Source organism: Mycobacterium sp. P4_H6 (genome assembly GCF_056400845.1).
The window spans coordinates 13,760-38,429 of sequence record NZ_JBFUKN010000057.1 but is presented as its reverse complement, the minus strand read 5'-3'; the positions used below and the strand labels follow the sequence as shown (position 1 = coordinate 38,429).

The following is a 24,670-nucleotide window of genomic DNA, read 5'->3' as shown; positions in this document are numbered from 1 at the left end:
GCCGACATCAGTATCGCCGCCGAAGACGCCGTTCTCATGGACGGACACACGCGCGTCGGCGTGGTCGCGGGGGACCACTCATCACTGATCTGGCCGCTGCTCGTCGGCATGGCCAAGGCGAAGTACTACCAGCTCACCTCCGCACGAATGACCGGTGCCGAAGCCGAACGCATCGGCTTGGTCAGTCTCGTGGAGCCTCGAGAGAAGGTGCTCGAACGTGCCTTGGCGATCGCTGACGATCTCGCGCTGGGCTCGCAGCGCGCCATCCGATGGACCAAACGCTCACTGAATACCGGCTGGCTCACCAATGCTCTACCGCAGCAGGAACTCTCGGCCGCACTTGAAACCCTCAATTTCGCGGGCGCCGACTACCTCGAGGCGCGGCAGGCCTTCCGGGAGAACCGGCCCACGCGGTTCCCTTCTGCACACGGTGATCAGCCTGCACCGGCAATGGAACCAGTCAACTGACGATGGCTGAGACATCCTCCGTCCGTACCCCAGGGCTGACATGCGACGACCACTCCGGTGTCCTTGTGGTCAGCATGGATCATCCGCCCGCGAATGCGTTGAACAACAGCCTCGTCGCCAGTCTGTGTACGTTCTTCACCGAACTGGCTTCTCAAGCTGCACCTGCGCCGGTGGTCCTCACCGGTGCAGGTGAGCGCTTTTTCACAGCCGGTGGTGACATCAAAGAGCTGGAGGGCACCGGCCCGGCCGAAATCGAAGGGCGGATGCGGGACTTCCACGCATTGCTCGTCGCACTGGATCGGTTCCCCCGTCCACTCGTGGCCGCCGTCAACGGGCACTGCGTCGGAGGCGGGATGGAACTGGCGCTGTTCGCCGATACCGTCCTGGCGACGCCTCACGCGAAGTTCGGCTTTCCGGAGATCAATCACGGCCTTCTACCCGCGGACAAGGGACTCCAACGGGCTGTGCGCATTCTCGGTGCTCGCGCCGTCCGTTCAATGGTCCTCTCCGGGAACCTTTTCTCCGCTGACGAGGCCGTCAGGATCGGCTTGGTCGAACGCCTCGAAGACAGCGACACCTTGCTCGACTCGGCGATCGAGGCAGCGCGCTCAGCCGGCATGAAGGCGCCGACCCTCTATCGCGCACTCAAACGCAGCGTGAACGATCCGGACGGCACGCGCGATGAGCGGTCGTTGGCGAACACGATCAGTGCCGCCAAGGAGTACTTCGAGGATCCCGTCGCCGCGGGCTTGCGCGCCGGCTGGAACCGCGGCAAGGCCTCGACCGGCCGCCATCCGACAGACCAATAGCAACATCAAGCTCGCCAAAAGACGAAGGCAGACAATGGTCGTACAGAGAGCTTCCCGGACAGACGCGCCGAATCACGACAGCCCCGGCACAATCCCTGTCCTGCAGAGTGTTCACAATTTCGAGGCCTCGCCACGAACGTTCAGCCAGATGCTGGTCGATCGGGCTGCGCAGGAACCGGACACCGTGGCGTTTGCCTCATGGCAGCATGGCGTCGCCTGCTCGACCACGTGGCGCGATTACCTGGGCGAAGTCGAGCAGGTGGCCATCGGCTTGCACGAGCTCGGTGTCAGAGCGGGTGATCGAGTCGCGATCATGTCCTCGACCCGCCGTGAATGGGTCATCGCCACCATGGCGATCCACAGCCTCGGCGCGATCCTTGTCGGGGTGTACCCGACCAGTTCGGCCACCGAGGTGGCGCGCGTCCTCCAGATCAGTGAGGCGACGGCAATCTTCGCCGAGACCGAATCAGATCTCGACAAGGTGGCCTCGGCTGCGCCGGACACACCGCACCTTCGGATCGCAGTCGGGATCGAGTGCACCTCGACCGAACTGCCCGAAACCATTCGGGCAACCGATTGGCGGACGCTGCAGAAGGTGGGATGGGCGCGGGCGGCCGCCGAGCCGAACCTGTTCGACGACCTGGTCGAGGGTGGCAATGTCGATCACCCCGCAGTACTGTTCTGGACCTCGGGCTCCACCGGAGATCCCAAAGGGGTCATACACACCCATCGCTCGCTGCAGTACTCGGTGCTGGCGTTCGCGATGGCCTACCCGGAGATCGGCCGCGTACGACACGATGCGGTTGCGTTCCTGGGACTTTCACACGTCGCACCGGCCCTGGTCAACGTCTTCGTCCCGGTCATGACGAAACTGGTCGTGACCTTCTGCACAGCGGAAGAGCGCCTGCCCGTGCTCACAGCAGTCCGACCGACCGCGATCGTGTGGCCACCGCGGATGTACGAGAAGTTGGCCGGCGAACTGCTCGAGCAACTCCCGAAATCCGGACCGCTGTTCCGTGCTCGCTACACCGCGGCGATGGCAGTCGCGCGCGCTGTCTGCGCCCGTCGCTGGAACGACAAGCCGCTGAACAGGTTACTCGATGTGCTGAATCGCCTCAGTGTGCGGACTGTCTTCATGCCGCTACGGTCGACCTACGGAATGGACCGTATCCGGGTCAGCTGGACCTCGTCGGGAGCCATGACGCCCGAGGTCGCGGCGCTGTGGCAGATGTGGGGCGTCGACCTACGCGAGATGTACGGGACGACCGAAACCTGCGGCCCGGTTCTCGTGCAGTGGGAACGGTCCTTCTATCCGGTGGGCACCGTCGGCAAATCCTTGCCCGATTCGCGGTGGTCCGTCCGGGTCAGCGAGGACGGCGAGTTCCAGGTCAAAGGCCCATGTCTGTTCACAGGGTACTGGCGTGGTGCTGCGGCCACCGATTCGACGCTGACCGGCGATTGGTACGGCACTGGGGATCTCGTCGAGATCGCACCCGACGGAGAGGTCGCCCTCATCGGCCGCATCAAGGACGTCCTCAAGACAAGTGGAGGAAAATCCGTCAGTCCGCAGCCCATTGAGGTGCGGCTGAAGGCCAGCCCTTTGGTCGACGAGGCGATCGTGGTGGGTGAAGGCCGCAAGTACCTGACCGTCCTGCTCAGCGTCAGTGAGGAGGCGAAGGCGATGCCGGCACCCGAGCAACGGGCGGCCATCAACGCCTGGATCGAGGAGGTCAACGCCGAACTGGCCCGACCGTTGCAGCTGAAGAATTTCCGAGTTCTGCCGCGAGCTCTGTCGGTCGATCTGGGCGAGCTCACGCTCAAATCGACCATCAGACGCGGCACTATCCTCACTTCGTTCGCCGACCTCATCGATGAGATGTACGAAGCACACGAGCTCGATCAGATCGCCGGCCATGCTCGCCTGTCACGGTCCGGCAATGGCTGAGCCGGCATTCGCGGGCCACACCGGCCAGGAGTTACGGATCGAGCGGATGACCAGCGGTGAGGTGGCAGCTGCGATCGAGGAGGGCGCACGCACCGCGATCCTCCCGCTGGCCGCCGTCGAACAGCACGGCCCCCATCTGCCCCTGGCGACGGACGCCGATCATGCCGACGAACTCGCCATATGCATCGCGCGCGAGCTCGGTGATGCTCTGGTACTGCCCACGGTCAGAGTCGGGTACTCGCCGCACCACCTCGGTTTCGCGGGAACCCTGTCGCTGCGGGCCTCGACGCTGGAGGCCATCTGCGAGGACTACGGTGCCCATCTGGCCGATTCGGGATTCAGAACACTCGTGCTTTTCTCCGGGCACATCGGAAACTATCCGGTGATGCGCGAATTCGAGGCGCGCCTCGCCGCCAAACTCGCTCCGCTGTCGGTGATTACCTTCACGGGTAGTGAGGCGATTCTCGATGCTTGGCGTGCGGCCGCGGAGTCCTCCGGCCACGGGGGCAGCGTCGGCGGGCACGCCGATATCGCCGAGACGTCGGTCATGCTCGTGCTGCACCCGGAACGGGTGCGCGCCGACAAGCTGGTCCCCGGATACCAGGTCCATACCGACGATGCGTTTGTCGCACGTCTGCTTGCCGATGGCCTGAAACCCATTTCGCCCAACGGGATCCTCGGTAACCCCGTCGGAGCCAACACTGCGATCGGTCGTGCCTGTCTCAACGCGGTCACCAGTCTGATCGTGGACTACGTCCGCAGCCGGGCAGAGCCGCTTCGCCCGGTGCACCAGCGTCCCAAAGCACACCGCTCTGCTTTCACTGAGGAAGATGAACATGAACGCGCTCACCCAGATCCGCTCCACTGACGCTGCCCACGACGCGTCGAGACTGCGCAAGCTATACGGCCGGTATCCGACCGGCGTGGCCGCCATCTGTGCACTGCGCGACGGCGAACCGGTGGGGATCGTGGCCACCTCATTCACCCCGGTGTCCATGGAGCCCGCCTTGGTATCGATTTGCGTGCAGCACACATCGACGACGTGGCCGCATCTCTCTCGAGAAGAGCATCTCGGGATCTCGGTACTCGCCGCGGGACACGCAGAATTGTCGCGTCAACTGGCGGCCAAGAACACCGATCGCTTCGCCGGGCTGACGTGGTTCGCCAGCGACTCCTCCGCGGTTTTCCTCGCCAACGCAGCGGCGTGGTTCGACTGCCGGATCAGCACATCCATCACCGCGGGTGATCATGATGTCGTTCTGATGGAGATCATCAGTGCAGCCGAAGATGACACCGTATCGCCATTGATCTTCCACAACAGCCATTTCCGATCCATTCACACCGATGACCAGTCCCGGTAGGACCCGACTTCGCGCTGAGCTGCTGCCTCGCGAGGAACAGTCGGCCTGGAAGATCGCCGAGCTCGCCGCCGACCCCGCGGCGGTACCCGTCGAGACCAAGACCATGGTGGTCAATCGCATCATCGACAACGCTGCGGTTTCGGCCGCCTCGGCACGCCAGCCTTCCGTGACCGTCGCGCGTGCCCAGGCACGCGTCCACCGATCGACGCCTGGGGCTGCCATCTTTGGGATCGAAGACACCTACTCACCCGAATGGGCCGCCTTCGCCAACACTGTGGCGACCCATGAAATCGAGTTGCACGATGTGTATCCGGCCGCCGATGACATGCACCCTGGGGCCAACATTCCCGCTCTGGTGGCCGTTGCCCAGCACGCGGGTTTAGGTGGCACCGATCTGGTCAACGGAATCGCCACCGCCTACGAAGTGCAGATCGCGTTGGCCCGTGGTATCCGTCCGAACCACAGCCTGATCGATCCCGTCGGACTTCTCGGTCCGTCGGTGGCGGCGGGCCTGGGCACGGCTCTGCGGCTGTCGCCCGAGACAATCTATGCCGCGATCGGTCACGCGGTACATCTGACTGGCGTCGGCCGTCGCTGCCATCCGAGTCCGAATTCGAGGCGGACGGGCTATGCGGCCGCCTACGCCGGCAAAGTCGCCATCGAGGCGATGGACCGCGCCATGCACGGTGAACGCCACCCGACCCCACCAGAAGAAGCCAACGACTGCGGATACGACTGGCTGTCCACCGGATACGGCCACCCGGTGCGACTACCCAAATCGGGGGATCCGAAGATCGCCATCCTCGACAGCTCTCCCAGAGCGCACTGCGCGGCGTACCCGGGTCAAGCATGGATTGATCTGGCCTTGAGGATGCGGAATCGAATCAGCCGGCTCGACGCAGTCGAGTCCATCGTGCTGCACACCGGTCATGATGATCAATCGGGGGTGGTCAGCGGCACGAGCCGGACTCGTACGTTGGGTCCTCCCGTATCCCGGGAAGCACTCGGCAGTTCGGTGGTGTACATGTTCGTTGTCGCACTGCAGGACGGTGTTTGGCATCACGAACATTCGTACGCACCGGAGCGATCTCATCGGCCTGACACCGTTGAACTGTGGCAACAGATCTCCGTGGCCGAGGGTGTTACCGAAATGGGCCTAGGCGCAAGGGCAACAATCACCACGAAGTCCGGTGGTGTGTTCGTCGATGAGCTCACCGTTCCCGATGCGCACCCGTCGGGCGCACGCCCGTTTCAGCGCAGGGATTACATCGCCAAGTTCACCGAGCTGGCCGAAGGCATCATTGACCGGCGGGAGCAGCAGCGCTTCCTGGACGTGGTCACCTGCCTGAGCGATCTGAAGCGGGGTACGTTGAACATGCTGAATCCGCTTCTGAGCCGCGACTTCCTGGACAGTGCACCCATAACTCACGGTATTTTCCGGTGAGCGTGCTTGGGTGGCGGTGGTCGTATTCGGAGACGACGGCCCCGGCGGCCTACCGCTTCCGGTTCGGCTTGGCGTACCGCACCTCGCGGGCGATCGCGTCGAGATCTCCGCCGTCGTACATTTCATCGACGAGATCGCCGAACGATGCAAGGATGACCGCCCGCCTGATGGTGCCCTTGGCTGTCAGTTCGCCTGCCGACACTGACAATTCCCGCGGGAGGACTCGATACTTCTTGAGCTGGTGAGGCCGTGACAACTCGGCGTTCACCTCGTCGAGCCACCCGCTGACAGCGTCGTCGAGTTCTTGTGCGGTCAGTTTCGTGGCTTCCTGGCTCACGCTCAACAACACCGAAAGGTACTTCCGCCCGTCGCCCACGACGATCGCCTCATCGATGAGAGGGGCGGCCTTGAGCCGCACTTCGATCGGCTGCGGGTTCACCATCTTGCCCCCGCTGGTTTTCAGAACATCTTTCAGTCGGCCGATGATCTTCACTTCCCCGTCGGATGCGAGCTCGACCAGATCCCCCGTGCGATACCAGCCGTCCGACATCGCGGCCGTGGATGCTTCGGGATTCTCCCAGTAACCGACAAACAACGAGGGACTGCGTAGCTGCAACTCACCTTGGGCGGAGACTCGCAGCTGCCAGCGGGGGTCCGGTAGACATTTGCCGATGGTGCCCGGGGCAGGAAAGGAGCGGTCCCACTGTGCCAGCACCGATCCGCATGTTTCAGTGGTGCCGAACAGCTCTCGAAGGTCGAGGCCCCATATGTGCCAGAGTGCGGCCACATCCGGGGTCATGCTCCCGGACGCCGTCCAGGTCACCTGGATGCGATCCATGCCCACTTTGCCCAGCAGTGGGACGAATACCATCTTACGAGTCAACCCATCGGCCGCCCGGACATACCAGGGCAATTCCCGTTGCTGCCAGCGCCGAGCAGTGATCGGTCTAGCGACGGCCATCGCCACGCGGTAGCCGAGTCGGAACATCCCGCCCGATTCCGAGACTGCGTGCAGCACTTCGGCGGCCAGCTTCTCGTGCATACGCGGCGGCCAAAGCACGGCGGTGGGTCGCACGCTGATAAGTGCGGCGAGCCGTTCGTCGATGCTGCAATGGGTGATGACCAGTCGGGTCATGATCGGCGCGTACACCGCGATGAGAGCCGGCGCAACGTGCGACATTCCGAGGAATCCTACGAGATCGTGGCGAGTGCGCCCGAGATCGGGATAGGACATGGCGAAGCCGAGCACCGAGTACTGGATCGTCCGGTGCGTGTGAGTGACACCCTTGGGTGCGCCCGTCGAACCCGAGGTGTAGAACAACCCCGCGGGTTGATCGATATGACCCGCCTCGACCAGTCCTTCGAAGAGCGCGGGATCGCTGGCGGCCAGCCGACGGCCATCGGCACGCAGTTGCTCCCACGTTGTTGCTGCGACACCGTCCGCCAAGCCTGCCGGATCGGCGTCGAGCCCGACGGCGAGTCGCAAATGGTCTGGTTGGGGCGTCAGCGAAGCCAACTTCTCGGCGTCGTTGGCTGTTTCGACAACTATCGCGGTGGCACGGCAGTTGTCCAGGACGTGCCGGATCTCCGCGAGTGAGCTCGTCTGGTGCACACCTACCGGGATGCCCCCGACGCTGAGGATCGCCAGTGCCGCGACCACCCACTCATGTCGGGTACCAGCAAGGACTGCAACGCGATCACGCGTTCCGATGCCGTGTCCATGCAAACCGAGCGCGATCTCACGAACTTCATCGAGATAGTCGCGCCAGGTACTCCGGCGCATTGCGCCACCCGACCAACTCTGAAAGGCGACCGTGTCCGGCTCGAACCGTTCCCGGTCGCAGAGCAGCTGCGGGAAAGTCCGGTCGACGGCCTCGAACGCAGCCACGGACGAAAGCACCGGCACACCGGCACTTCTACCGGCACTCGGCGGTGTCATATTGAAATTCTCGCCCATCAGATCTGTTCCTCGGAGAAATTCGACAGTTTACGGCCGGGTACCGTAAAACGACTTGCGGTTGTTCGCCAGCTTCCTGGCACAGGACGTGATCGATTGTCGCCGTGTCGTTCTCCCGTAAACCTCTTGCGCGGCCCACGTCGACACCGAGCAGCCTGGGTAGTACCGGTCAACGCGAACCGAGCGGCACACGGGATGGTGATCCTCCCAGAACGCGTCGATCCGCACTGCCTCGCAGGAACGCACACCGCCGAGAACGGCTGCCGGCCGTCGCCTGACCGGGTACTGCGAGAACTGCGAACAGTGAATGGACATTAACGTAATTCGGTGGCGATGGCTTGTCAACTGTTTGTCTCCGATCGGTCCACAGTCAGACACGTAAGACCAGTTCCGAGGGTCTACAGACGGAGCTGACGGGCCTGCTGGTCGGGTTCGCCCTCTTGCCGTGAACTACTGTTCTAATATTAATGATGAGTTACTTCGCATCGTCATATTCGCCTCTGCGGGCCCCGCCGAGGTGCGCACCCCGAACGGCACGTACAGACTGGATATCGTAATCGGCATGACTGAAGACCGACCCCGCGCGCAAGGCTTTCGGCGAGAGCTGTTGCTGAAGGTCGCTGCAGACCTGTTCTTGGAGCATCCCTACGATTCGGTCACCGTCGGCATGCTGTGCGCGAAGGCGGGTATCTCGGCGCCAGGTCTGTACCGCCACTTTCAGAATAAGCAGGCCGTGCTCATCGCCGTCGTGGAGAACCCTATTGGTTCACTCCACGAGTTCGCCCGCAAAACTGCGGAGGAGACGACGGACCCGCATGCTGCGCTGATCTCCATGGTGGAGTTCCACATCCGAAGCGTGGTGGAGGGGCCGCCGACTCCGCTCATCTTCCTCAAGAATGAGCACGCTCTTCCCGAGGCGGACCGACGACGCATTCGTCGGGCCATGAATCTCTATGCCGAAGAATGGATCTCGGTGGTGGCGATCCTCCGCCCGGATTTGTCGGATCCTGCGGTGCGGCTGCTGACGCAGACGGTCTTCTCGATGCTCAATGCCGCTGCGACCCTGCACAAGGGCCTCGACCACGAGACGATCATCGCCACGATGTCGACGGCGGCCTATCAGGCTCTCACGGCATCCTCTCGACCACGAGCCTGATCGTGTGTTATTTCAAGAGCGCGCGCCCCATCACCACCCGCTGTATTTGATTTGTGCCTTCATAGATCTGGGTGATCTTGGCATCGCGCATCATCCGCTCGACCGGAAAGTCGACGGTGTAGCCGGCACCCCCGAACAGCTGGACGGCGTCGGTGGTGACCTCCATGGCGATATCCGAGGCAAAGCACTTCGACGCAGCCGATATGAACCCCAGGTTGGCCTCGCCGCGTTCAGCACGGGCCGCGGCGTTATACACCAGCAACCGGGCCGCCTCGATCTTCATCGCCATGTCGGCAAGCATGAATTGCACGCCTTGAAAATCACTGACAGCCCGTCCGAACTGCTTGCGTCCCGTCGTGTATGCGATCGCCGCGTCCAAAGCACCCTGAGCGATACCGACCGCCTGGGCGCCGATGGTAGGACGGGTGTGGTCCAGAGTGGCCAACGCCGTCTTGAAGCCGGTGCCCGGCTCGCCGATCATCCGGTCACCGGGGATCCGGCAGTGCTCGAAATACAACTCGACGGTCGGTGAGCCCTTGATACCGAGCTTGCGCTCCTTCGGACCGACGGTGAAGCCTTCGTCGTCGATGTGGACGGCGAATGCCGAGATTCCGTTGGCACCCTTGTCCGGATCGGTCACCGCCATCACCGTGTACCAGGTTGATCTGCCGCCGTTGGTTATCCAGGCCTTGGAACCGTCGAGAATCCAGTCGTCACCGTCGGCTTTGGCACGCGTTCGCATGCCTGCGGCATCACTGCCCGCCTCACGTTCGGACAGCGCGTAGGAGGCGAGGTGGCCGTTCACCAGGTCCGGCAGTACCTGTTTCTTCAGGCCTTCCGACCCACGCAGGATCAACCCCATCGTGCCCAGCTTGTTGACCGCCGGGATCAGCGACGCCGAAGCGTCGACCCGGGCCACCTCTTCGATGACGATGCAGATGGCCACCGAGTCGGCGCCCTCACCGCCGTACTCCTCGGGCACGTGGACCGCGTTGAAACCCGAGGCATTCAACGCATCGAGGGCCTCTTGCGGAAATCGTGAGTTCTCATCAACGTCCGCGGCGTGCGGAGCGATCTCCTTCTCGGCGAGTGCGCGGATCGAGGCGCGCAGTTCGTGGTGTTCCTTCGGCAGATCGAACAAATCGAACGACGACTGGACCATCGGTCCTCCTTTGGGCAAGGGGTGGCTGTGGCACATTCAGGTGCGGGTGTGTCGGCGATGACCGTCAATCACCTCGATCACGACTCCAGACGGCTCCGTACCGCGGTCAGATAGCGCGCTGCATCGGCACCGTCGATTGTCCGATGGTCGTAGGTAAGTGACAGGTACGCCATGGACCGGGTACGGATCAGCAATGCGCCATCGCTGTCACGTTCGGGTACAAGGCGTTCCGTGGCAGCACCAATCCCCAGGATCGCCGACTGGGGCTGGTTGATGATCGGTGTGTCGAAAAGTGCACCACGACTGCCGGTGTTGGTGATCGTAAAGGTGCCACCGCTCATGTCGTCGGGCCGTATCGAGCCGTCGCGCACCGCCGCAGCCGCCCTCGCGATGGCCGCGCCCACCTCCATGACATCGAGGTGCTGGGCATCGCGGATCACCGGGACCATGAGACCCTTCGGGCTGTCTACCGCTACTCCCAAGTGCACTGAACCGTGGTAGGTCACCTCAGTGCAGTCGGCGTTGACCGTGGCGTTGATGACGGGATGCGCTGCCAGCGCGTCGACCGCGGCCACCACGATGAAGGGTAGATAGGACAGCCGGGAACCGGTGCGGTCGAGAAAGTCCTGTTTCATCTCCGCACGCCGCGCCGCGATCAAGCTGAGGTCGGATTCAACGACCGTCGTCAATTGTGCTGCGGTCTGGAGTGATTCGACCATCCGACGGGCGATGGTCCGGCGAATCCGGGGCAACTTCTCAACACGATCGACCCCGATCCCAGCGTCGGGCTGCTCTGGTGATGGCGGGTGCGGAGGCGAGGAGATCGCCGATTCCGTTGCTTCGGACGCCGGCACCGGTTCGGGTTCGGGTTCGGGAGGAGGCGGCGCACATGCATCCGCGGCCGGGGTCACCGGTGCGGAGACGTCGAGTCTCGCGATAACGGCGCCCACCGACACAATGGCGTCCTCGGGTTCCACGACTTCCAGCAAGGTGCCGGCCGCGGGGGCCGCAATTTCGGTATCCACCTTGTCGGTGGCGACTTCCAGGAGTGGTTCGTCGATTTCCACGGAATCCCCGACCGACTTGAGCCACCGGGTGATGGTCGCCTCCGTGACCGCCTCACCCAGATTGGGCAATCTCACCGCGATGTCGTTCTCGGCAGCAGACATGTCACACCCCGCCCAGCAGATCCAGGGCTGCGCCAACGATGCTGTCGGTGTCGATGCCGTGGTACCGGTACACGTCTTCAAGCGAGCCGACCTGACCGAACCGGCTGACGCCCAATTGGGTTCCCGGCACACCGTTGACGGCAGGGAGGAACGCCAGGGTGTGCGGATGACCGTCGAGCACAGTGAGCATCGGAGCGGCCCGGCCGGCCGGGAACAGCTGATCCAGGATCCATGTCGGCGCGTCGCCGCGCCCCTGCCTGGCTTGCAGAGCCTCGAAAAGCAAACCCGGACTGGTGACACAGACGACGTCGACGTCGACGCCTTGCTGCGCGAGCCGGTCGGCTGCGGCCAAGCTCTCAGTCATCATGGCGCCCATTCCGACGAGGGTCAGCGCCGGCTCGGCGGCCCGTCGCAACACATATCCTCCGGCCAGGACATGGCGCCGCCGCCGCTCCCTTCCGGCGGGGTCGCCGGGCACTGCGGCGAGCAGCTGGTCCACGGGCCGCGTGGACAACCGAATGTAGGCCGATGTCCCGTCGGGACGACCGAGACGGCCGATACACGACAACAACGTCCACTCGACGTCGACGGCGAAGGCCGGCTCGTAGCTGACACAGCCCGGCTGCTCCAGGCCGATCGAGGGCGTCTTGATCGACTGGTGGGCGCCACCTTCAGCTGCCAACGTGACTCCGGACGGCGTGCCGACAAGAATGGACTGTCCGCCGGCATAGATCCCGTACGACCACGGTTCCAACGCGCGCTCGACGAAGGGGTCGTACAGAACACCGATGGGCAGCAACGGCTGTCCCCATCGGCTCCACGTTGCCCCGAGCTCGCTCATCAGCCCCACGAGATTGGTCTCCGCGATGCCGAGTTCCATGTGTTGTCCGGACGGTTTCTCCCGCCAGTGCATGATGGTTTCGGGATCATCGTCGAACCAGTTGCGTCGCTCGCTCGGGGACCAGACACCGACCTTGTTCAGCCAGCCGGCCAGGTTCGTCGTCGAGCTCACATCGGGGCTGACGGTCACCACCCGTTTGGCGGCCTCCGGCGCCTGTCGGCTCAGGTCGAGTAGAACACGCCCCAGCGCGGCCTGCGTGGTCGCCGTACCCGAAGGAGTGCGCCCCAGGTCTCCCGGTATCGGCGGTGGCGCCAGCGTCTGCACCGGCTCCCGTTTGAGACGCTGCGCCGTCTCCGCACAGAGCCGGCCCGCGGCGGTACCGGGTGCGAATCGTGGCCAGGGATCGTCGACATTGATCCCCAGTTCGGTGGCCAGTTGCTCGTACTGCTCCGACGTCAGCAACGACGAGTGATTCTGTGGATGTCCCTGCGTTGGTAGCCCGCGCCCCTTGATGGTGTAGGCAATGATAACCGTCGGGCGCGTGTCATCGATGTGCGCGTACGCCGCGCGCAGCGCGGAGAGATCGTGGCCGCCGAGATTGCGAACCGCCTGGAGCAGTTCCGCATCCTGCAAATCGGCCACTACAGCAGCAATGGCTGCCGTCCCTGAGCCCGACCCTGGCAGTCGCTCACGGAGTTCCTCTGCTGTGCAACGCAATAGCCGCTGATATTCAGGATTGGGCATGTCGAGGATCCGGGTGCGCAGGGCGGCACCGCCCGGACGGGCGAACAACGACTCAAGCAGGGCGCCGAACTTGACCGTGATCACCTGCCAGCCGGCTGCGGCGAACATGGCTTCCAAGCGCCCAGCGGCGATATTCGGCACCACCCGGTCCAGTGATTGACGATTCAGGTCGACGATCCAGACGATCTCACCGAGGTCCGCCACCGCAGGGTCCAGAATCGCTTCCCAGACCGCACCCTCATCCAGTTCGGCATCACCCACCAGCGAATACTGGCGGCCCTTGCCGACGGTACTGATCTGCGTATCGACGTAACGACGCGCGATCGCACCCCAAATTGGCGCCGTGGCACCAATTCCCACCGATCCGGTCGAGTAGTCCACCGGATCGGGGTCTTTGGTACGGCTCGGGTAGGACTGCAGGCCGCCGAACTCACGAAGCCTCGGCAGGTATGACGCATCCAGTTCACCGAGGAGGTAGTTGATGGCGTGCAAAACCGGTGATGCGTGTGGCTTGACCGAGACCCGGTCCCCGGGACGCAACTGCTCGAACCACAGAGACGTCATGATCGAAACCATCGAAGCACTGGACGCCTGGTGACCACCGACCTTGAGGCCGCTCGTATTCGGGCGAATTCGATTGGCATGATGAATGATTGCGGTGGACAACCATAAGACCCGCTGCTCAATCGCGTGAAGCGCGGCGTGGCTGTTGTCGACTTGGTGGGCAGTGTTTTGCACTGCGGCGTTGCCGGGCATCGAGGTCCTTATCGGTGGGCGTCGTGTTGGAGCGGGATCGCTGCACTGGACCCAGATCATGGGTCTGCGGCCCCTCCCTGCGCGGGTCCCTGGATGAGGGTGGCCCGGCGTAGTGGTGACGCATTGTCACCCGAGGTACGGTTCGCTCGTGCAAAAAGTCACCCTCAGTGGACCAGCGGCTCTCCGTCTGCGCAAGATGCGGCCGCCTTTATACGCAATCTGCTCACTTTCCGGCACTCCGGACTCAGCAGGCTGGGCATTATGACCAACAAAACGCGCATCGACGCGATCGACGCCAGGATCATCAAGGCGCTCAGCGACGACGCGCGCGCAACCGTGATAGCGCTCGCCGACACAACCAAGGTCTCCCGCAATACCGTTCAGGCGCGCCTGAACAAGCTGGAAAACCAACATGTGTTCAGATCGCTCGAACGCCGGATCGATCCTGCCGCACTCGGGTACCCGCTCACTGCATTCATCCTGACGCGGGTGACTCAGCGCAAACTCGCACAGATCGCCGACGCCCTCGAACAGGTTCCTGAAGTGATCGAAGTCCATGGACTGGGCGGAGTCACCGACTTGATGATTCACGTGGTGGCGCGCGAAGCCGATGACCTCTACCGGATAGCCGGCCGAATCTTGGACATCGATGGTGTCGAACAGACAACGACCTCGCTGGTGATGCGCAAACTGGTCGACTACAGAATCACGCCACTGCTCGACGACCTCATTCACCAAACAGGAAAGTGATCGATCTGCCCAGTGATCAACGTCCTATACCTCGTTGGACTTGGCAAAATGCTCGATTTGGCTCATACCCGTTGCGCGACAGTGCAACAGGGGTATTGACTGGAAAGCACTTCGTCCGACGTCCGCCGTCAGTCAGCGACGGTGGGCGGGGAAGTACACGAGCGGCTACTCCGTCAGTCGGTCAAGAGACTTTATCCCGAGGAGGATCGCCGCGATGAAGGCCAGCGGGCAATCTGCGCAACTCACGTCGATGAGTTACGAACCGTTGACGCCCACCGCATACCTCGATCGAGCGGCCAGTTGTCATGGGGATCGTGTTGCAGTGGTGGACGGTCTTAACGAATGGACTTACGAACAACTCCACCAACGGTCCGCGCAGCTAGCTGGGGCGTTGGCTCAGCTGTCGTCGGGACGGCCCGTCGCAGTGCTGGCACCCAACTCGCACGTCCTGCTGGAGTCGCATTTCGGCGTCCCGTGGTCCGGTTCACCCCTGGTCGCCCTCAACACACGTCTCTCTGCATCTGAAATCGCCTATATGTTGGGCCATTCGGAGGCGGCAGTGCTGATCTATGACTCAACACATGCAGAGGTCGTGGAACAGGTCCGCGCCCAGATGAGCATCTCGCCGATCCTGGTGCAGGCTGACGATGATCAACACGGTGACTACGAGCAGATGTTGTCGGCGGCCTCCCCGGTACGGCGCACGCCGACGGATGAGCTGAGCTTGTTATCTGTCAACTACACCTCGGGTACGACGGGAAAACCCAAGGGGGTGATGTATTCCCACCGTGGCGCCTACCTGCAAGCGCTGGCGATGGTCGGTCATACGGGTTTGTCTCCGTCGGCGGTCTACCTCTGGACGCTTCCGATGTTTCACTGCAACGGGTGGTGTTTCCCTTGGGCGGTCACAGCTGCGGCCGCCACACATGTGTGCTTGCGCAAGGTCGACCCCTCGGAGGTCTGGCAACTGATCCGCCGGCACGGCGTAACTCACCTCAACGGCGCACCGACCGTGCTGTCCATGCTCGCGTACGCGGCCGAGGCGGACGCCATCGAGGGCACCCCCGTTCGGGTCGCCACCGGCGGTGCGCCGCCTTCACCGGCCATCCTGCGGCGGATGGCGGAGCTCGGATTCGACGTCACGCACCTGTACGGGCTGACCGAGACATACGGACCCGCAGCCATATGCGACTGGCGCCCCGAATGGGACGCACTCGATCTGGAATCGCGCGCGAAGATCAAAGCCAGGCAGGGCGTCGCGAACATGATCTCCTGCGAGATTCGCGTACTCGCCGATGATGGCACCGACGTGCTCTCCGACGGCCTGAGTACCGGCGAGATCGCACTGCGCGGAAACAACGTGATGCTCGGATATCTGCATGACCGGAAGGGCACCGAAGCAGCGGTGCCCGACGGCTGGTTCCGAACTGGCGACCTGGGCGTGCGCCATCCTGACGGATATATCGAACTACGCGACCGCAATAAAGACGTAATCATCTCGGGCGGCGAGAACATCGCCTCGGTAGAGGTTGAGCAAGTAATCATGGAGCACTCCGCCGTCCTTGAGGTTGCAGTCATCGCGGTACCGGATCCTCAGTGGGGCGAAGTAGCGGCCGCCTACGTCGCACTCAAACCTGGCCGCGAAGCGACGGCCGAAGACATCATCGATCACGTCCGGGCCAACATTGCGCGGTTCAAGGCACCCAAGCACGTGATATTCGGTGACCTTCCCAAGACATCCACCGGCAAGACTCAGAAGTATCTGCTACGCGAACGCGCCTGGCACGACCGACAGAAGCACATTCAGTAGCTCAAGCAAAGACTCTCGCGTCACGATCGCGCTGGCCGAAGCCATTCATCAGGGCCAGGTGGTTATGGCGTTGTCAGTCGTTGCCACCACCGTGGCGACACTCCTGACTGCGTCTCCGAGACAGAGCAACCCGTCGACAGCCATAGCGCCGGTTCCGGGCAATCGTTAATTCCCGAACTCGGAGCCAAGCGCATGCAGTTCTTGCTAGCGAGCGTCCAGCCGAAATCCCGATGAACGGTCTCGGCCGACAGGAGCAGCGGCACAACAGAAGGTAGAACAACGTGATTGCAACGACTGAACACCAGATTGCGTGGGAACTTGCCGACAATCTGAACGCACACCTGAGCGTCGAGCAACGCGCCCTGGTCTTCATGGACCTGGGCAGCGCTCACCACTCGGCTGCCATACACCGCCTCGTTCACGTCGCCCTGCAGGGCCAAATTGCACTTCCCCCCTCAACACTCGAGCGCCTCCACATGTGGTGCCGTGTCTACCAACGCGAAGCCGAATATGCGTCGCTTCTCTCGCGACTCCGGAAGAGACCATCTCGCTGACCGGCGGCACGACATGGCTTCGCGCTGACGATCGGCCATGGGGTGCGGGAAGCCGGTGTCGCTCGCATTAACGGGCTGTCGATCTCAATCTCGTTGGAGAGTCCGAGGCGTCTAGGTGCGGGGTTGCGAATCTCTCGCGGCGATGGTGAAACCGATTCACTCACGCAAGTGACAAGAGCCGGAATGGTATGCGCCCCAGCAAATTTGACGACTCCACCAGCGTCACTGAAGTGGACAAAACAGCTCCCGGAGCGTCGGGGCAATCTATTACCCCCACCCCTCCTCCCGATGCCACACTCGCACCGTCCCTACAGACTGCACGCACACAGATTAAACCCTCAAGAACAACGCGGCCGCCTAATGGAACCGGCTGCAGAGGACCTCCGCGCCAGAGCCTTGAAGATCTTCAAGGGCGGAGGATCTGCCGGCCAGAGCCATGAGCAGAACCCCGCCTGGACGAGCTGCGACGGCCTGGCTACCGTCCGGCATAAACGAAGACGGTGTTCAGCCACCGACTCGGCGCAAAAGGAGACCCCCGTCGTACTGCTCGGCCTTTCAGCAGGCAATCGCATTCCTTGCTTGAAGTCGAAGGCCGTGCTGCAACACGTAATTAGACGAGACTGCCGCCGACCTTCTCGACCCGGATGTGCGTCACGAATCCGGCTGGCGCATTCGGCGGAGGGAAGTGCTCGCTCGTGCCGAGCATCGCCTCGGCCAACTCGACGGACAGTTCAGGGGCCCCGCCCTCGACAACGCGCGCCGAACCGGTGATCGACAGGTACGGCGTCGCCTGTCCATCGATCCTCGGCGCGAGGATGGTGACGGCGACCCGCCCATCGCGGCGGATATTGCGCGTCTTGCGGTATTCGTTGAGATGGGCGGCGACCAGTTCATCGCCTTCAGGTGTCGAGCGCAACGCCACCCAGACCGCTGAAACCTGTGGGCTGCCATCGGGATTGAGGGTGACAAGTGTCGCGTCAGCCCCGCGGCCTATGAGTGCGCGAGCGGATTCTTCAAGTTTCACGCGGTATTCACCTTTCCTGTGACGTGCCTGCCTGGCGGCCGGTACCGACGAACCGGCACGTCGTCAGCCAGCACTGATCCCATTGATGCTGGGGGTCTAGCAGTGCCGAACTAGAGGATCCGGCCGCCGAACTGGCGGCGCCGCCCGTGGGGAGTGTGTTGTCTCGCCCGCGCGATCGGATCGGGGCCAGTGAGCTTGAGCGCGGACACCGGCTTCATCCCAGCTCCCCTTATTTCGACACTTGCACTTGAGTGCAACCGGCTCCGCAACTAGTATGCACCCGAGTGCAAATTGGGGCAAGGCGACCGAGGAAGGCGGCCAAAGGACGTGCATCCTGGACCGGCGTCGCCTCCACCAAACCGGCGGGCTGTGAACACGAGAAAGGCCCTGTTCGACGCCGCTGCAAAGCTATTCGTCACACAGGGCTACGAGAATACGACCATGGCTGACATCGCTGCGGAGGCCGGCACCTCCCGCAGGACGGCGTTCAACTACTTCCCCAACAAGGGCGACATCCCGATGCTGTGGGTCAGGCAGATGGCCGATATCGCCGTCGAGGAAGTGACGAACGCGAGCAAAGAGGACGTTTCAAAGATCATTCGGGACTATTTCCGGGTGATTAGCCAGGCGATGGAATCAGAACCGGAGCTGAGTCGACAGATGATGCGGGGCTGGACCGCCGCGCTCGGGCCGGTCCTCTATGAGTCACAACTGCTGGATGACCTGTCTCCGGTCCTCAAAAACGGCCAGGACCACAGGCAGATCAGTCAAACCGTGGACGCCGCCGTAATCGCACGCGCGCTCAGTGATGTCGCGCAGGGGGCCGTCTTCAGATGGGTGCGGGAACCCGACACCGTGCTTCAAGCGGAGGTCGACATCGTAGTCGCGCTCGTGCTTCGCGCAGTCACAACATGATGTGAATCGCCTACTTGCTTGAGCGGATGAACATGGAGACCAGAAGCGCTTCGCCCGTGGAGTTCTCGCGCGTCGGTGCGCGCGTCGTCCTCGACGAATGCGTCCGGTTCGTGCTGGGAGACGATGCGGTGCCCTGTTCGGGCGAACCGCCGAGTTCGGCACCCGCGGCTCTGCGCATGTATCTCCGCTACGGGCCCGGTCTGGACCCAGACCGGCCGCGGGTGATGCGCGGCGGCGATCAGCAGACCGGTCTCCTCGAGTACTTCGCGCGCCAACGCCTCGTACGGGTCTCGTCGCCTTCGACCCCGCCGCCGGGTGCAGCCCAACACTCGGGCCCGCATGGGTGCGGTGCTCAGCGAGCAGAACCGTGCCCCCCGGCCACCAAAGGGCCCTACACGAGCGCCGGAATGGCAGCTCAGTCAACGTCACTTCCACCCCGTCCAGTCGATCCGGCAGTCACGCAGCTGGTCTCGCAGTCGGCGCGCACTTCAGTAGGCGTGGACATCAGTGGCCAGCCGCGCGTGGACGTGCATGTCATGCCACCCATCGGCATGCAACGCCGATCCCCGCCGGATTCCTTCAGCGAGGAAGCCGGCCTTCACGGCCACTCGGCAGGATGCCTGATTAGCGGCCGAGTGCTCCAGGGCGATGCGATGGAAACCGGCGTCGAATGCCCACCGGCACAGGACCTGCGCCGCTTGCGTGCACAAACCTCGGCCGCGGGCGGCACGGACCATCCAGTACGCCAGTCCCGCTGACCCGTTGTCCAGTTTCACGCCCCCTAGCGTCATCCGGCCCAGCAGCGCGCCGGTCTGCCTGTCGGCTACCGCCCAGCTGAGCTCCGTTTCGGTGACCCATCCGCGCTGCCGAGCGCTGATCCACTCAGCAGCTTCTTCTACCGAATCCACCCGCCGCACATGCCAACGCTGGATATCGGGATCGGCGAACGCCTCCATGACCGCGCCAGCATCGTCGAGCCGCCACGGCCGCAAGACCGCCCCAGGCCCCACCGCCATCTCGGGTTGGGCAGACCCGAAAAACAATCCCGACGCCATGACAGGAGCGATCAATCGCGGCACGCTCCCATCATCGACCATAGCCGCGGACCTTCGGTTGCTCCCACACCACACAGGCCGCACATTCAGGTTCCGAATCAACGCTAGACCCGAGGACGCTCGGGTGCGGATGGCCCTCCATCCCGAACCCCGTCGTTCAGGGGCGGATGAAAGGGCCCTTTCGCCATGGGCTGAGCGCGGTCCGACTACACGCATTGCACACAGGCCTGGCTACAGTGACTTCGCATGGTGGAATTGGTGTGTGACAGCCGATCCAGAGGTTCGCACGGACGCTGGAGCAGTCCGCGGCCGTTGGGAAAATGACGTTGCCGTGTTCTGCGGGATCCCCTACGCACTACCGCCCGTGGGTGCTCACCGTTTCGGGCATCCCGTCCCGCCAGCATCCTGGGATGGCGTGCGCGAGGCCAAGGTGTTCGGTCCGCCTGCGCCCCAAACTGATGCATCTGACTCTGAGTTGAACGCTTCGTGGCTGACCCTCAACGTGTGGTCACCTGGTCTTGGCGCGGCCGGGTTACCGGTCATGGTGTGGATCCACGGTGGACGCTACCTGGAAGGACACAGCGCCAACCCCCACCACAACGGCGCCACGCTGGCGGCCTCCGGTGTCGTGGTGGTGAGCCTCAACTACCGTGTCGGGGCGGAGGGATTCGCCCGCATCGCCGGAGCCCCGAACAACCGTGGCCTGCTCGATCAGATCGCCGCACTGCGATGGGTACAGGACAACATCGCCGCGTTCGGCGGAGATCCGCACAACGTCACCGTGTTCGGGCAGTCCGCGGGCGGCGGCAGCGTCGCCTCGCTGCTCACCATGCCGGCAAGTGCGGGCCTGTTCACGCGCGCGATCGCCCAAAGCGTGCCCGGCACATTCTTCACCGAGCGACTCGCGGCCGCAGTCTCGGATGAGATCGCCGGCGAACTCGGGGCGCAGGCCACAACGACTGATCTGCAGCACTTTTCGCCTCAGTCGCTCGTGGCGGCCAGTGAGAGGCTGCTGAAGCGGATGCCCCACTTCGCCGATGCGTGGGGTCCGATGGCGCTGACCCCGACACCATTCTCGCCCATCGTTGACGGCGCCACACTGCCTGACGCCCCGTGGCGCGCCCTGGCCGGTGGCACCTCACGCGGTATCGATCTGCTGGTCGGACACACCCGTGACGAGTACTCCCTATTCCACCCATGGCACGACAACGCTGTCCCCGACGGGTTGCTCACCGACACCATCGAACGACTCGCTCCCACCTCCTGCCGGCCAGGTGATTACCGCGCCGCCTACCCTGATGCCGGTGCCACAGAGTTGTACGAAATAGTGAACTCGGACTGGCTGTTTCGCATGCCGTGTGAGCATCTCGCCGCCGCCCACCACGCAGGAGGCGGCACCTCGCGAGTGTACGAATTGGCCTGGAGTTTCAACCCAGATGAGGGCGCCTCACACAGCCTGGACATGCTGCTCGTCTTCGGCACGCTCACACGCAATGACATCACCAGCCATCCGTCAGCCCATCCCGGCGCGGCAGACGAATACGAGCAGCTCTCACGCACCATGCGGACGGACTGGGTGGACTTCGCCACCCGTGGTGCGCCCAGATGGCCGCCTTATGAGCCGTCAGGCACTCGCACTACACGCGTCTACAGCGTCGACACGACCGATCGCCCCTACCCGGAGGAATCGTCGCGCCGCCTCTGGGCACACCACAGATTCAATGCACTCGATCTCTCTGCCTGACGGCGCGCCCGCACCGCCACGTTCTTGCCATCCCACAGCGATCCGCGCGTAGCAGTGCGTCTAGCCCTCGGATGCCGTGCTGGCCCAACTAGCTGATCGCTGCGCTTTGGGGCGTGCCACTCGCCAGAGGCCGCACGCCATCTGACCTCCACCTCAACTCCAGAGGTTTCCCTGACGGCGTTGACGCTTCCGTGATGACCGACCGTCATGGCGAGCGAAGCGCCGAGTCGCTGCCGGACAGAGAGTTACGTAGCACGGCAGTCCCGACGACGAAGACAGCCCCTCGGCGCTGAACGGCGGAACTGTCTCAGCCGTGCACACAACCTTGTCGGACAGCGTGACACTCACGTCGTAAGCGGTGGCGTCACCGGCTTAGCCGCATCGAAGCGTTCCGCGCCGGGCTGGCCGGCTTCGAGCCCGTTCGGTGGTCGTCGACACGGATAGTCACCGAAACCGCATATCGGGGTTGAGTTTTGCTTAGATAGGCGACATGCTTCTCCATGATGCGCGATGACTGATTCCGGCGAGTACCCAATAACGCCGAGGCAGCAGCGGGCCTGGCTGAATTTCATGCAGGTCTATCACCGGTTCGAATACGAGGTGAACCGTCACCTGCGCACCGAGTGCGGTCTTTCGCTGTACGACTACACGGTGCTTAGTACGCTCTCCCGCGCACCGGATCGCCGCCTGCAGCTGACCACACTGGCCACGGTGATCGGATGGGAACGCAGCCGGGTTTCTCACCACCTGATCCGTATGGCACGCCGCGGCCTGGTCGAGCGCACAACCTGTGACACCGATGGCCGTGGCACTGTCGTCGTCCTGACCGACGAGGGCTGGGACCGGCTCGCCGGCGCCGCCCCGGTGCACGCAGAGTGGGTACACCGGGCGTTCTTCGCCGATCTGGATCCCGAGCACGAGGATGCCCTCGCCGACATCCTCGCCGTTGTACACGAGAGTCTGTTGCGCGAGGGCACCTTGCCGCGTCCCGACCTCAGATAGACCGGCTAAACCTGGTTCATGCCCCCGTCGACGAAGATCTCCGCACCTGTCATGAAGCTGCTCGCATCGGAGCCGAGGAACACCGCCACGGCGGCCAGTTCGGCAGGATCACCCAGCCGCTTCATCGGGTTCGTTGCCAGACCGTCGAAAAACACCTGCCGCTGGTCTTTGTCAGGCACCAGTTCGGTGAGTCCCTCGGTCAGGATGGGACCGGGTACGACCGTGTTGACCCGGAAGCCACGCTCGCCCAACTCGGTGGCCCAGGTACGGCCGAAGGACCGGACAGCAGCCTTAGCCGCGGCGTAGGCGCCGAATGCCGGGGTACCCCTGGTGGCCGCAGTGGAGCCGGACAGAACGATCGAGGCACCGGGATTGAGGAGCGGCAGCGTCTTCTGCACGGTGAACACCGTCCCGCCCACGTTGCGGTTGAACGTGTCGATGAGGTGTTCGGGTGTCTCGTCCTCCAGCGTGGCGAACTCACCACTGCCGGCGTTGGTGAAGACGATGTCGAGGCCGGCACCTGCGTCGCGGATGACCCCGACAAGTCGATCCAGATCCTCGGTCTTGGTGACATCGCTGGCGACACCGATGACACCGGAACCCAGCGACGCTGCGGCGGCGTCGACGCGCTGTTGGGTACGCCCTGTGATGAACACCTTGGCGCCCTCGTCGGCGAAGGCGCGCGCCGTCGCATAACCGATGCCGGATGTGCCGCCGGTAACCAATGCTGTTTTTCCTTCGAGCTGAGCCATCTCGCCCTCCTGTTGTCGAAAACGCTTGCTGCGTTTCACATCCAACAACTACGTGACATGACACGTTATTCCGAGACATGTCACCTACTATGGTCGTCGACTCCTCCCGTACAACCACCCCACTAGGAACAGGACTTGCATATGAGCGGTGTCGTACACATTTACTCTCACGGCGGCCCGGAAGTGCTGCAGTTCAGTGACCGCACTCTTCCCCCACCGACACATGGTGAGGTCCAGCTGACCCATGACCACATCGGCGTCAATTACGTCGACATCATGTTCCGTGCAGGAATCTTCCCGATGACCCACTTCCCGGCAGTTTTGGGCATGGAGGGCGCCGGAAGGGTCACCGAGGTGGCGGATAAAGCGTCACGATGGAAGGTCGGAGACCGCGTCGCCTATTGGACCAACCTCGGTGCCTACGCCGAACAACGCGTCATCGACGGCGGCCAGCTGGTCGCCCTACCCGATGACATCACCACCGAAGCAGCTGCTGCAGTGCTGTCCAAAGGCATGCTGGTGTGGGCACTGCTCAGTCTCATCGTCGAGGTCAAACCCGGGGATATCGTGATCGTCGGCCCGGCCGCCGGCGGGGTGGGCACATTGTTGACCCGGTGGCTGACCGTGTCGGGCGTTCGCGTGATCGGCATCGTCGGCTCCGAGCACAAAGCAGCGCAGTTGCGCAAAGCGGGGATCGAAGACGTGCTGGTCTCTGCACAACCCGGTTCCGCTGCTGACGACATCACCGCCATCGTCGGTGCCCGAAGCATCGACGTGCTCTTCGACGGCGTGGGAGGACCGGGCTTCGCCAAACTCTGGCCGCTCGTGAAGCCTGGCGGCACGGCTGTCCTCTACGGTGGTTCCGCAGGGCTGCCCCCTGTTGACCCGAGCGACCTCGCCGAGCGGAATGTACGCTTCGTTCAGCCCAGCACTGGTCAGTACGTCAACACCCCTGATCTGGTGACTGCCGGGTCTGCTGCCATCTTCAACGCATTGCGAGACGGCATCTTTGGCACCGTTGCCCCCACCGTCTATCCGCTCGCAGAGGCACGAAAGGCCCACGCGGACATTGGAGCACGCAGAACCACCGGCAGCGTACTGCTCACGCCGTGAGATCAGCCCTCGCTGCACCCCGCATCGGGTGCGCCACCTCAGACCGAAAGCCGCTGTGAATGAATAGCAGGGCCCGAAGAAGCGTACTCACCGGCGGGCTCGCCATCACCGTCTGACGGTGGCCCACCCGCTAAGGGCA

Annotated in this window: 20 protein-coding genes; 13 read left to right on the top strand and 7 right to left on the bottom strand. The window is 63.4% G+C overall.

The window, feature by feature from the left end; genetic code table 11:
• From AC1DTF_RS21590 to AC1DTF_RS21565, 6 genes are all read left to right on the top strand, one after another.
• Window positions 1–468 (top strand): enoyl-CoA hydratase-related protein (locus AC1DTF_RS21590; RefSeq protein WP_477475552.1); only part of this gene is annotated, 468 nt, incomplete at its 5' end.
• Window positions 469–470: 2 nt separating this feature from the next.
• Window positions 471–1,277 (top strand): enoyl-CoA hydratase/isomerase family protein, encoded by an 807-nt coding sequence (locus tag AC1DTF_RS21585; RefSeq protein WP_057170562.1) that lies wholly within the window; start codon window positions 471–473, stop codon window positions 1,275–1,277.
• 148 nt (window positions 1,278–1,425) lie between these two features.
• Window positions 1,426–3,222: an AMP-dependent synthetase/ligase gene (locus AC1DTF_RS21580; protein ID WP_235571639.1), complete on the top strand. Its 1,797-nt coding sequence runs from the start codon at window positions 1,426–1,428 to the stop codon at window positions 3,220–3,222.
• A complete protein-coding gene (locus AC1DTF_RS21575) occupies window positions 3,215–4,090 on the top strand; it encodes a creatininase family protein (RefSeq protein ID WP_082614479.1) in 876 nt (291 codons plus the stop codon). Before AC1DTF_RS21580 ends, AC1DTF_RS21575 begins: the two co-directional genes overlap by 8 nt.
• Window positions 4,059–4,583, top strand: coding sequence for a flavin reductase family protein (locus AC1DTF_RS21570; protein ID WP_057170564.1), 525 nt, complete (start codon window positions 4,059–4,061; stop codon window positions 4,581–4,583). The genes AC1DTF_RS21575 and AC1DTF_RS21570 overlap by 32 nt, the downstream gene beginning before the upstream one ends.
• Window positions 4,567–6,027 (top strand): MmgE/PrpD family protein, encoded by a 1,461-nt coding sequence (locus AC1DTF_RS21565; RefSeq protein WP_057170565.1) that lies wholly within the window; start codon window positions 4,567–4,569, stop codon window positions 6,025–6,027. Before AC1DTF_RS21570 ends, AC1DTF_RS21565 begins: the two co-directional genes overlap by 17 nt.
• 49 nt (window positions 6,028–6,076) lie before the next feature.
• Here the strand turns inward: AC1DTF_RS21565 and AC1DTF_RS21560 are convergent, their stop codons facing one another.
• Complete coding sequence (locus tag AC1DTF_RS21560; protein ID WP_477475551.1) at window positions 6,077–7,984, bottom strand: AMP-dependent synthetase/ligase; 1,908 nt, start codon at window positions 7,982–7,984, stop codon at window positions 6,077–6,079.
• Window positions 7,985–8,546: 562 nt separating this feature from the next.
• Here AC1DTF_RS21560 and AC1DTF_RS21555 point away from each other — a divergent pair.
• Complete coding sequence (locus AC1DTF_RS21555; protein ID WP_057170741.1) at window positions 8,547–9,140, top strand: TetR/AcrR family transcriptional regulator; 594 nt, start codon at window positions 8,547–8,549, stop codon at window positions 9,138–9,140.
• Window positions 9,141–9,147: 7 nt separating this feature from the next.
• Here AC1DTF_RS21555 and AC1DTF_RS21550 read toward each other — a convergent pair whose 3' ends face one another.
• The 3 genes from AC1DTF_RS21550 to AC1DTF_RS21540 form a co-directional block, all read right to left on the bottom strand.
• Window positions 9,148–10,302 carry an acyl-CoA dehydrogenase family protein gene (locus AC1DTF_RS21550; protein ID WP_057170567.1) on the bottom strand — a complete coding sequence of 385 codons (1,155 nt, stop codon included), beginning with the start codon at window positions 10,300–10,302 and terminating at the stop codon, window positions 9,148–9,150.
• A gap of 77 nt (window positions 10,303–10,379) precedes the next feature.
• A complete protein-coding gene (locus AC1DTF_RS21545) occupies window positions 10,380–11,471 on the bottom strand; it encodes a 2-oxo acid dehydrogenase subunit E2 (protein WP_477475553.1) in 1,092 nt (363 codons plus the stop codon).
• A gap of 1 nt (window position 11,472) precedes the next feature.
• Window positions 11,473–13,812: a transketolase-like TK C-terminal-containing protein gene (locus tag AC1DTF_RS21540; RefSeq protein WP_477475550.1), complete on the bottom strand. Its 2,340-nt coding sequence runs from the start codon at window positions 13,810–13,812 to the stop codon at window positions 11,473–11,475.
• 261 nt (window positions 13,813–14,073) lie between these two features.
• On the opposite strand from AC1DTF_RS21540, the gene AC1DTF_RS21535 reads away from it, so the two are divergent.
• Together AC1DTF_RS21535 and AC1DTF_RS21530 are read left to right on the top strand one after the other, a co-directional pair.
• Window positions 14,074–14,562 carry an Lrp/AsnC family transcriptional regulator gene (locus AC1DTF_RS21535; RefSeq protein ID WP_477475549.1) on the top strand — a complete coding sequence of 163 codons (489 nt, stop codon included), beginning with the start codon at window positions 14,074–14,076 and terminating at the stop codon, window positions 14,560–14,562.
• Window positions 14,563–14,776: 214 nt separating this feature from the next.
• Window positions 14,777–16,372 carry an AMP-binding protein gene (locus AC1DTF_RS21530; RefSeq protein ID WP_477475548.1) on the top strand — a complete coding sequence of 532 codons (1,596 nt, stop codon included), beginning with the start codon at window positions 14,777–14,779 and terminating at the stop codon, window positions 16,370–16,372.
• A gap of 1,164 nt (window positions 16,373–17,536) precedes the next feature.
• On the opposite strand, the gene AC1DTF_RS21525 is transcribed toward AC1DTF_RS21530, so the two are convergent.
• Window positions 17,537–17,950: a TIGR03618 family F420-dependent PPOX class oxidoreductase gene (locus AC1DTF_RS21525; protein ID WP_477475547.1), complete on the bottom strand. Its 414-nt coding sequence runs from the start codon at window positions 17,948–17,950 to the stop codon at window positions 17,537–17,539.
• Between the two features lie 327 nt (window positions 17,951–18,277).
• On the opposite strand from AC1DTF_RS21525, the gene AC1DTF_RS21520 reads away from it, so the two are divergent.
• The gene (locus AC1DTF_RS21520) at window positions 18,278–18,865 is read left to right on the top strand and encodes a TetR/AcrR family transcriptional regulator (RefSeq protein ID WP_477475546.1); all 588 of its coding nucleotides are present in this window, start codon (window positions 18,278–18,280) and stop codon (window positions 18,863–18,865) included.
• Window positions 18,866–19,353: 488 nt separating this feature from the next.
• Here AC1DTF_RS21520 and AC1DTF_RS21515 read toward each other — a convergent pair whose 3' ends face one another.
• Window positions 19,354–19,962 (bottom strand): GNAT family N-acetyltransferase, encoded by a 609-nt coding sequence (locus AC1DTF_RS21515; protein WP_477475545.1) that lies wholly within the window; start codon window positions 19,960–19,962, stop codon window positions 19,354–19,356.
• Here AC1DTF_RS21515 and AC1DTF_RS21510 point away from each other — a divergent pair.
• On the top strand, window positions 19,919–21,664 hold the full coding sequence (locus AC1DTF_RS21510; protein WP_477475544.1) for a carboxylesterase/lipase family protein: 1,746 nt from the start codon (window positions 19,919–19,921) through the stop codon (window positions 21,662–21,664). The two genes, AC1DTF_RS21515 and AC1DTF_RS21510, sit on opposite strands and share 44 nt — an antisense overlap.
• A 510-nt stretch (window positions 21,665–22,174) precedes the next feature.
• Complete coding sequence (locus tag AC1DTF_RS21505) at window positions 22,175–22,666, top strand: MarR family winged helix-turn-helix transcriptional regulator (RefSeq protein ID WP_477475543.1); 492 nt, start codon at window positions 22,175–22,177, stop codon at window positions 22,664–22,666.
• A gap of 5 nt (window positions 22,667–22,671) precedes the next feature.
• Here the strand turns inward: AC1DTF_RS21505 and AC1DTF_RS21500 are convergent, their stop codons facing one another.
• Window positions 22,672–23,418, bottom strand: a complete 747-nt coding sequence (locus AC1DTF_RS21500) for an SDR family oxidoreductase (protein ID WP_057169838.1) — start codon at window positions 23,416–23,418, stop codon at window positions 22,672–22,674.
• A gap of 141 nt (window positions 23,419–23,559) precedes the next feature.
• Here AC1DTF_RS21500 and AC1DTF_RS21495 point away from each other — a divergent pair, with 141 nt between their 5' ends.
• Entirely contained in the window at window positions 23,560–24,531 is a 972-nt protein-coding gene (locus AC1DTF_RS21495) for a zinc-binding dehydrogenase (RefSeq protein WP_477475542.1), read from the top strand.
• Window positions 24,532–24,670: the final 139 nt, after the last annotated feature.

Bases quoted from the DNA above. Each gene is read 5' to 3' on its own strand.
- AC1DTF_RS21585 (WP_057170562.1), top strand. From the start codon at position 471: ATGGCTGAGACATCCTCCGTCCGTACCCCAGGGCTGACATGCGACGAC.
- AC1DTF_RS21580 (WP_235571639.1), top strand. From the start codon at position 1,426: ATGCTGGTCGATCGGGCTGCGCAGGAACCGGACACCGTGGCGTTTGCC.
- AC1DTF_RS21575 (WP_082614479.1), top strand. From the start codon at position 3,215: ATGGCTGAGCCGGCATTCGCGGGCCACACCGGCCAGGAGTTACGGATC.
- AC1DTF_RS21570 (WP_057170564.1), top strand. From the start codon at position 4,059: ATGAACGCGCTCACCCAGATCCGCTCCACTGACGCTGCCCACGACGCG.
- AC1DTF_RS21565 (WP_057170565.1), top strand. From the start codon at position 4,567: ATGACCAGTCCCGGTAGGACCCGACTTCGCGCTGAGCTGCTGCCTCGC.
- AC1DTF_RS21560 (WP_477475551.1), bottom strand. From the start codon at position 7,984: ATGGGCGAGAATTTCAATATGACACCGCCGAGTGCCGGTAGAAGTGCC.
- AC1DTF_RS21555 (WP_057170741.1), top strand. From the start codon at position 8,547: ATGACTGAAGACCGACCCCGCGCGCAAGGCTTTCGGCGAGAGCTGTTG.
- AC1DTF_RS21550 (WP_057170567.1), bottom strand. From the start codon at position 10,302: ATGGTCCAGTCGTCGTTCGATTTGTTCGATCTGCCGAAGGAACACCAC.
- AC1DTF_RS21545 (WP_477475553.1), bottom strand. From the start codon at position 11,471: ATGTCTGCTGCCGAGAACGACATCGCGGTGAGATTGCCCAATCTGGGT.
- AC1DTF_RS21540 (WP_477475550.1), bottom strand. From the start codon at position 13,812: ATGCCCGGCAACGCCGCAGTGCAAAACACTGCCCACCAAGTCGACAAC.
- AC1DTF_RS21535 (WP_477475549.1), top strand. From the start codon at position 14,074: ATGACCAACAAAACGCGCATCGACGCGATCGACGCCAGGATCATCAAG.
- AC1DTF_RS21530 (WP_477475548.1), top strand. From the start codon at position 14,777: ATGAAGGCCAGCGGGCAATCTGCGCAACTCACGTCGATGAGTTACGAA.
- AC1DTF_RS21510 (WP_477475544.1), top strand. From the start codon at position 19,919: ATGACAGGAGCGATCAATCGCGGCACGCTCCCATCATCGACCATAGCC.
- AC1DTF_RS21515 (WP_477475545.1), bottom strand. From the start codon at position 19,962: ATGGTCGATGATGGGAGCGTGCCGCGATTGATCGCTCCTGTCATGGCG.
- AC1DTF_RS21505 (WP_477475543.1), top strand. From the start codon at position 22,175: ATGACTGATTCCGGCGAGTACCCAATAACGCCGAGGCAGCAGCGGGCC.
- AC1DTF_RS21500 (WP_057169838.1), bottom strand. From the start codon at position 23,418: ATGGCTCAGCTCGAAGGAAAAACAGCATTGGTTACCGGCGGCACATCC.
- AC1DTF_RS21495 (WP_477475542.1), top strand. From the start codon at position 23,560: ATGAGCGGTGTCGTACACATTTACTCTCACGGCGGCCCGGAAGTGCTG.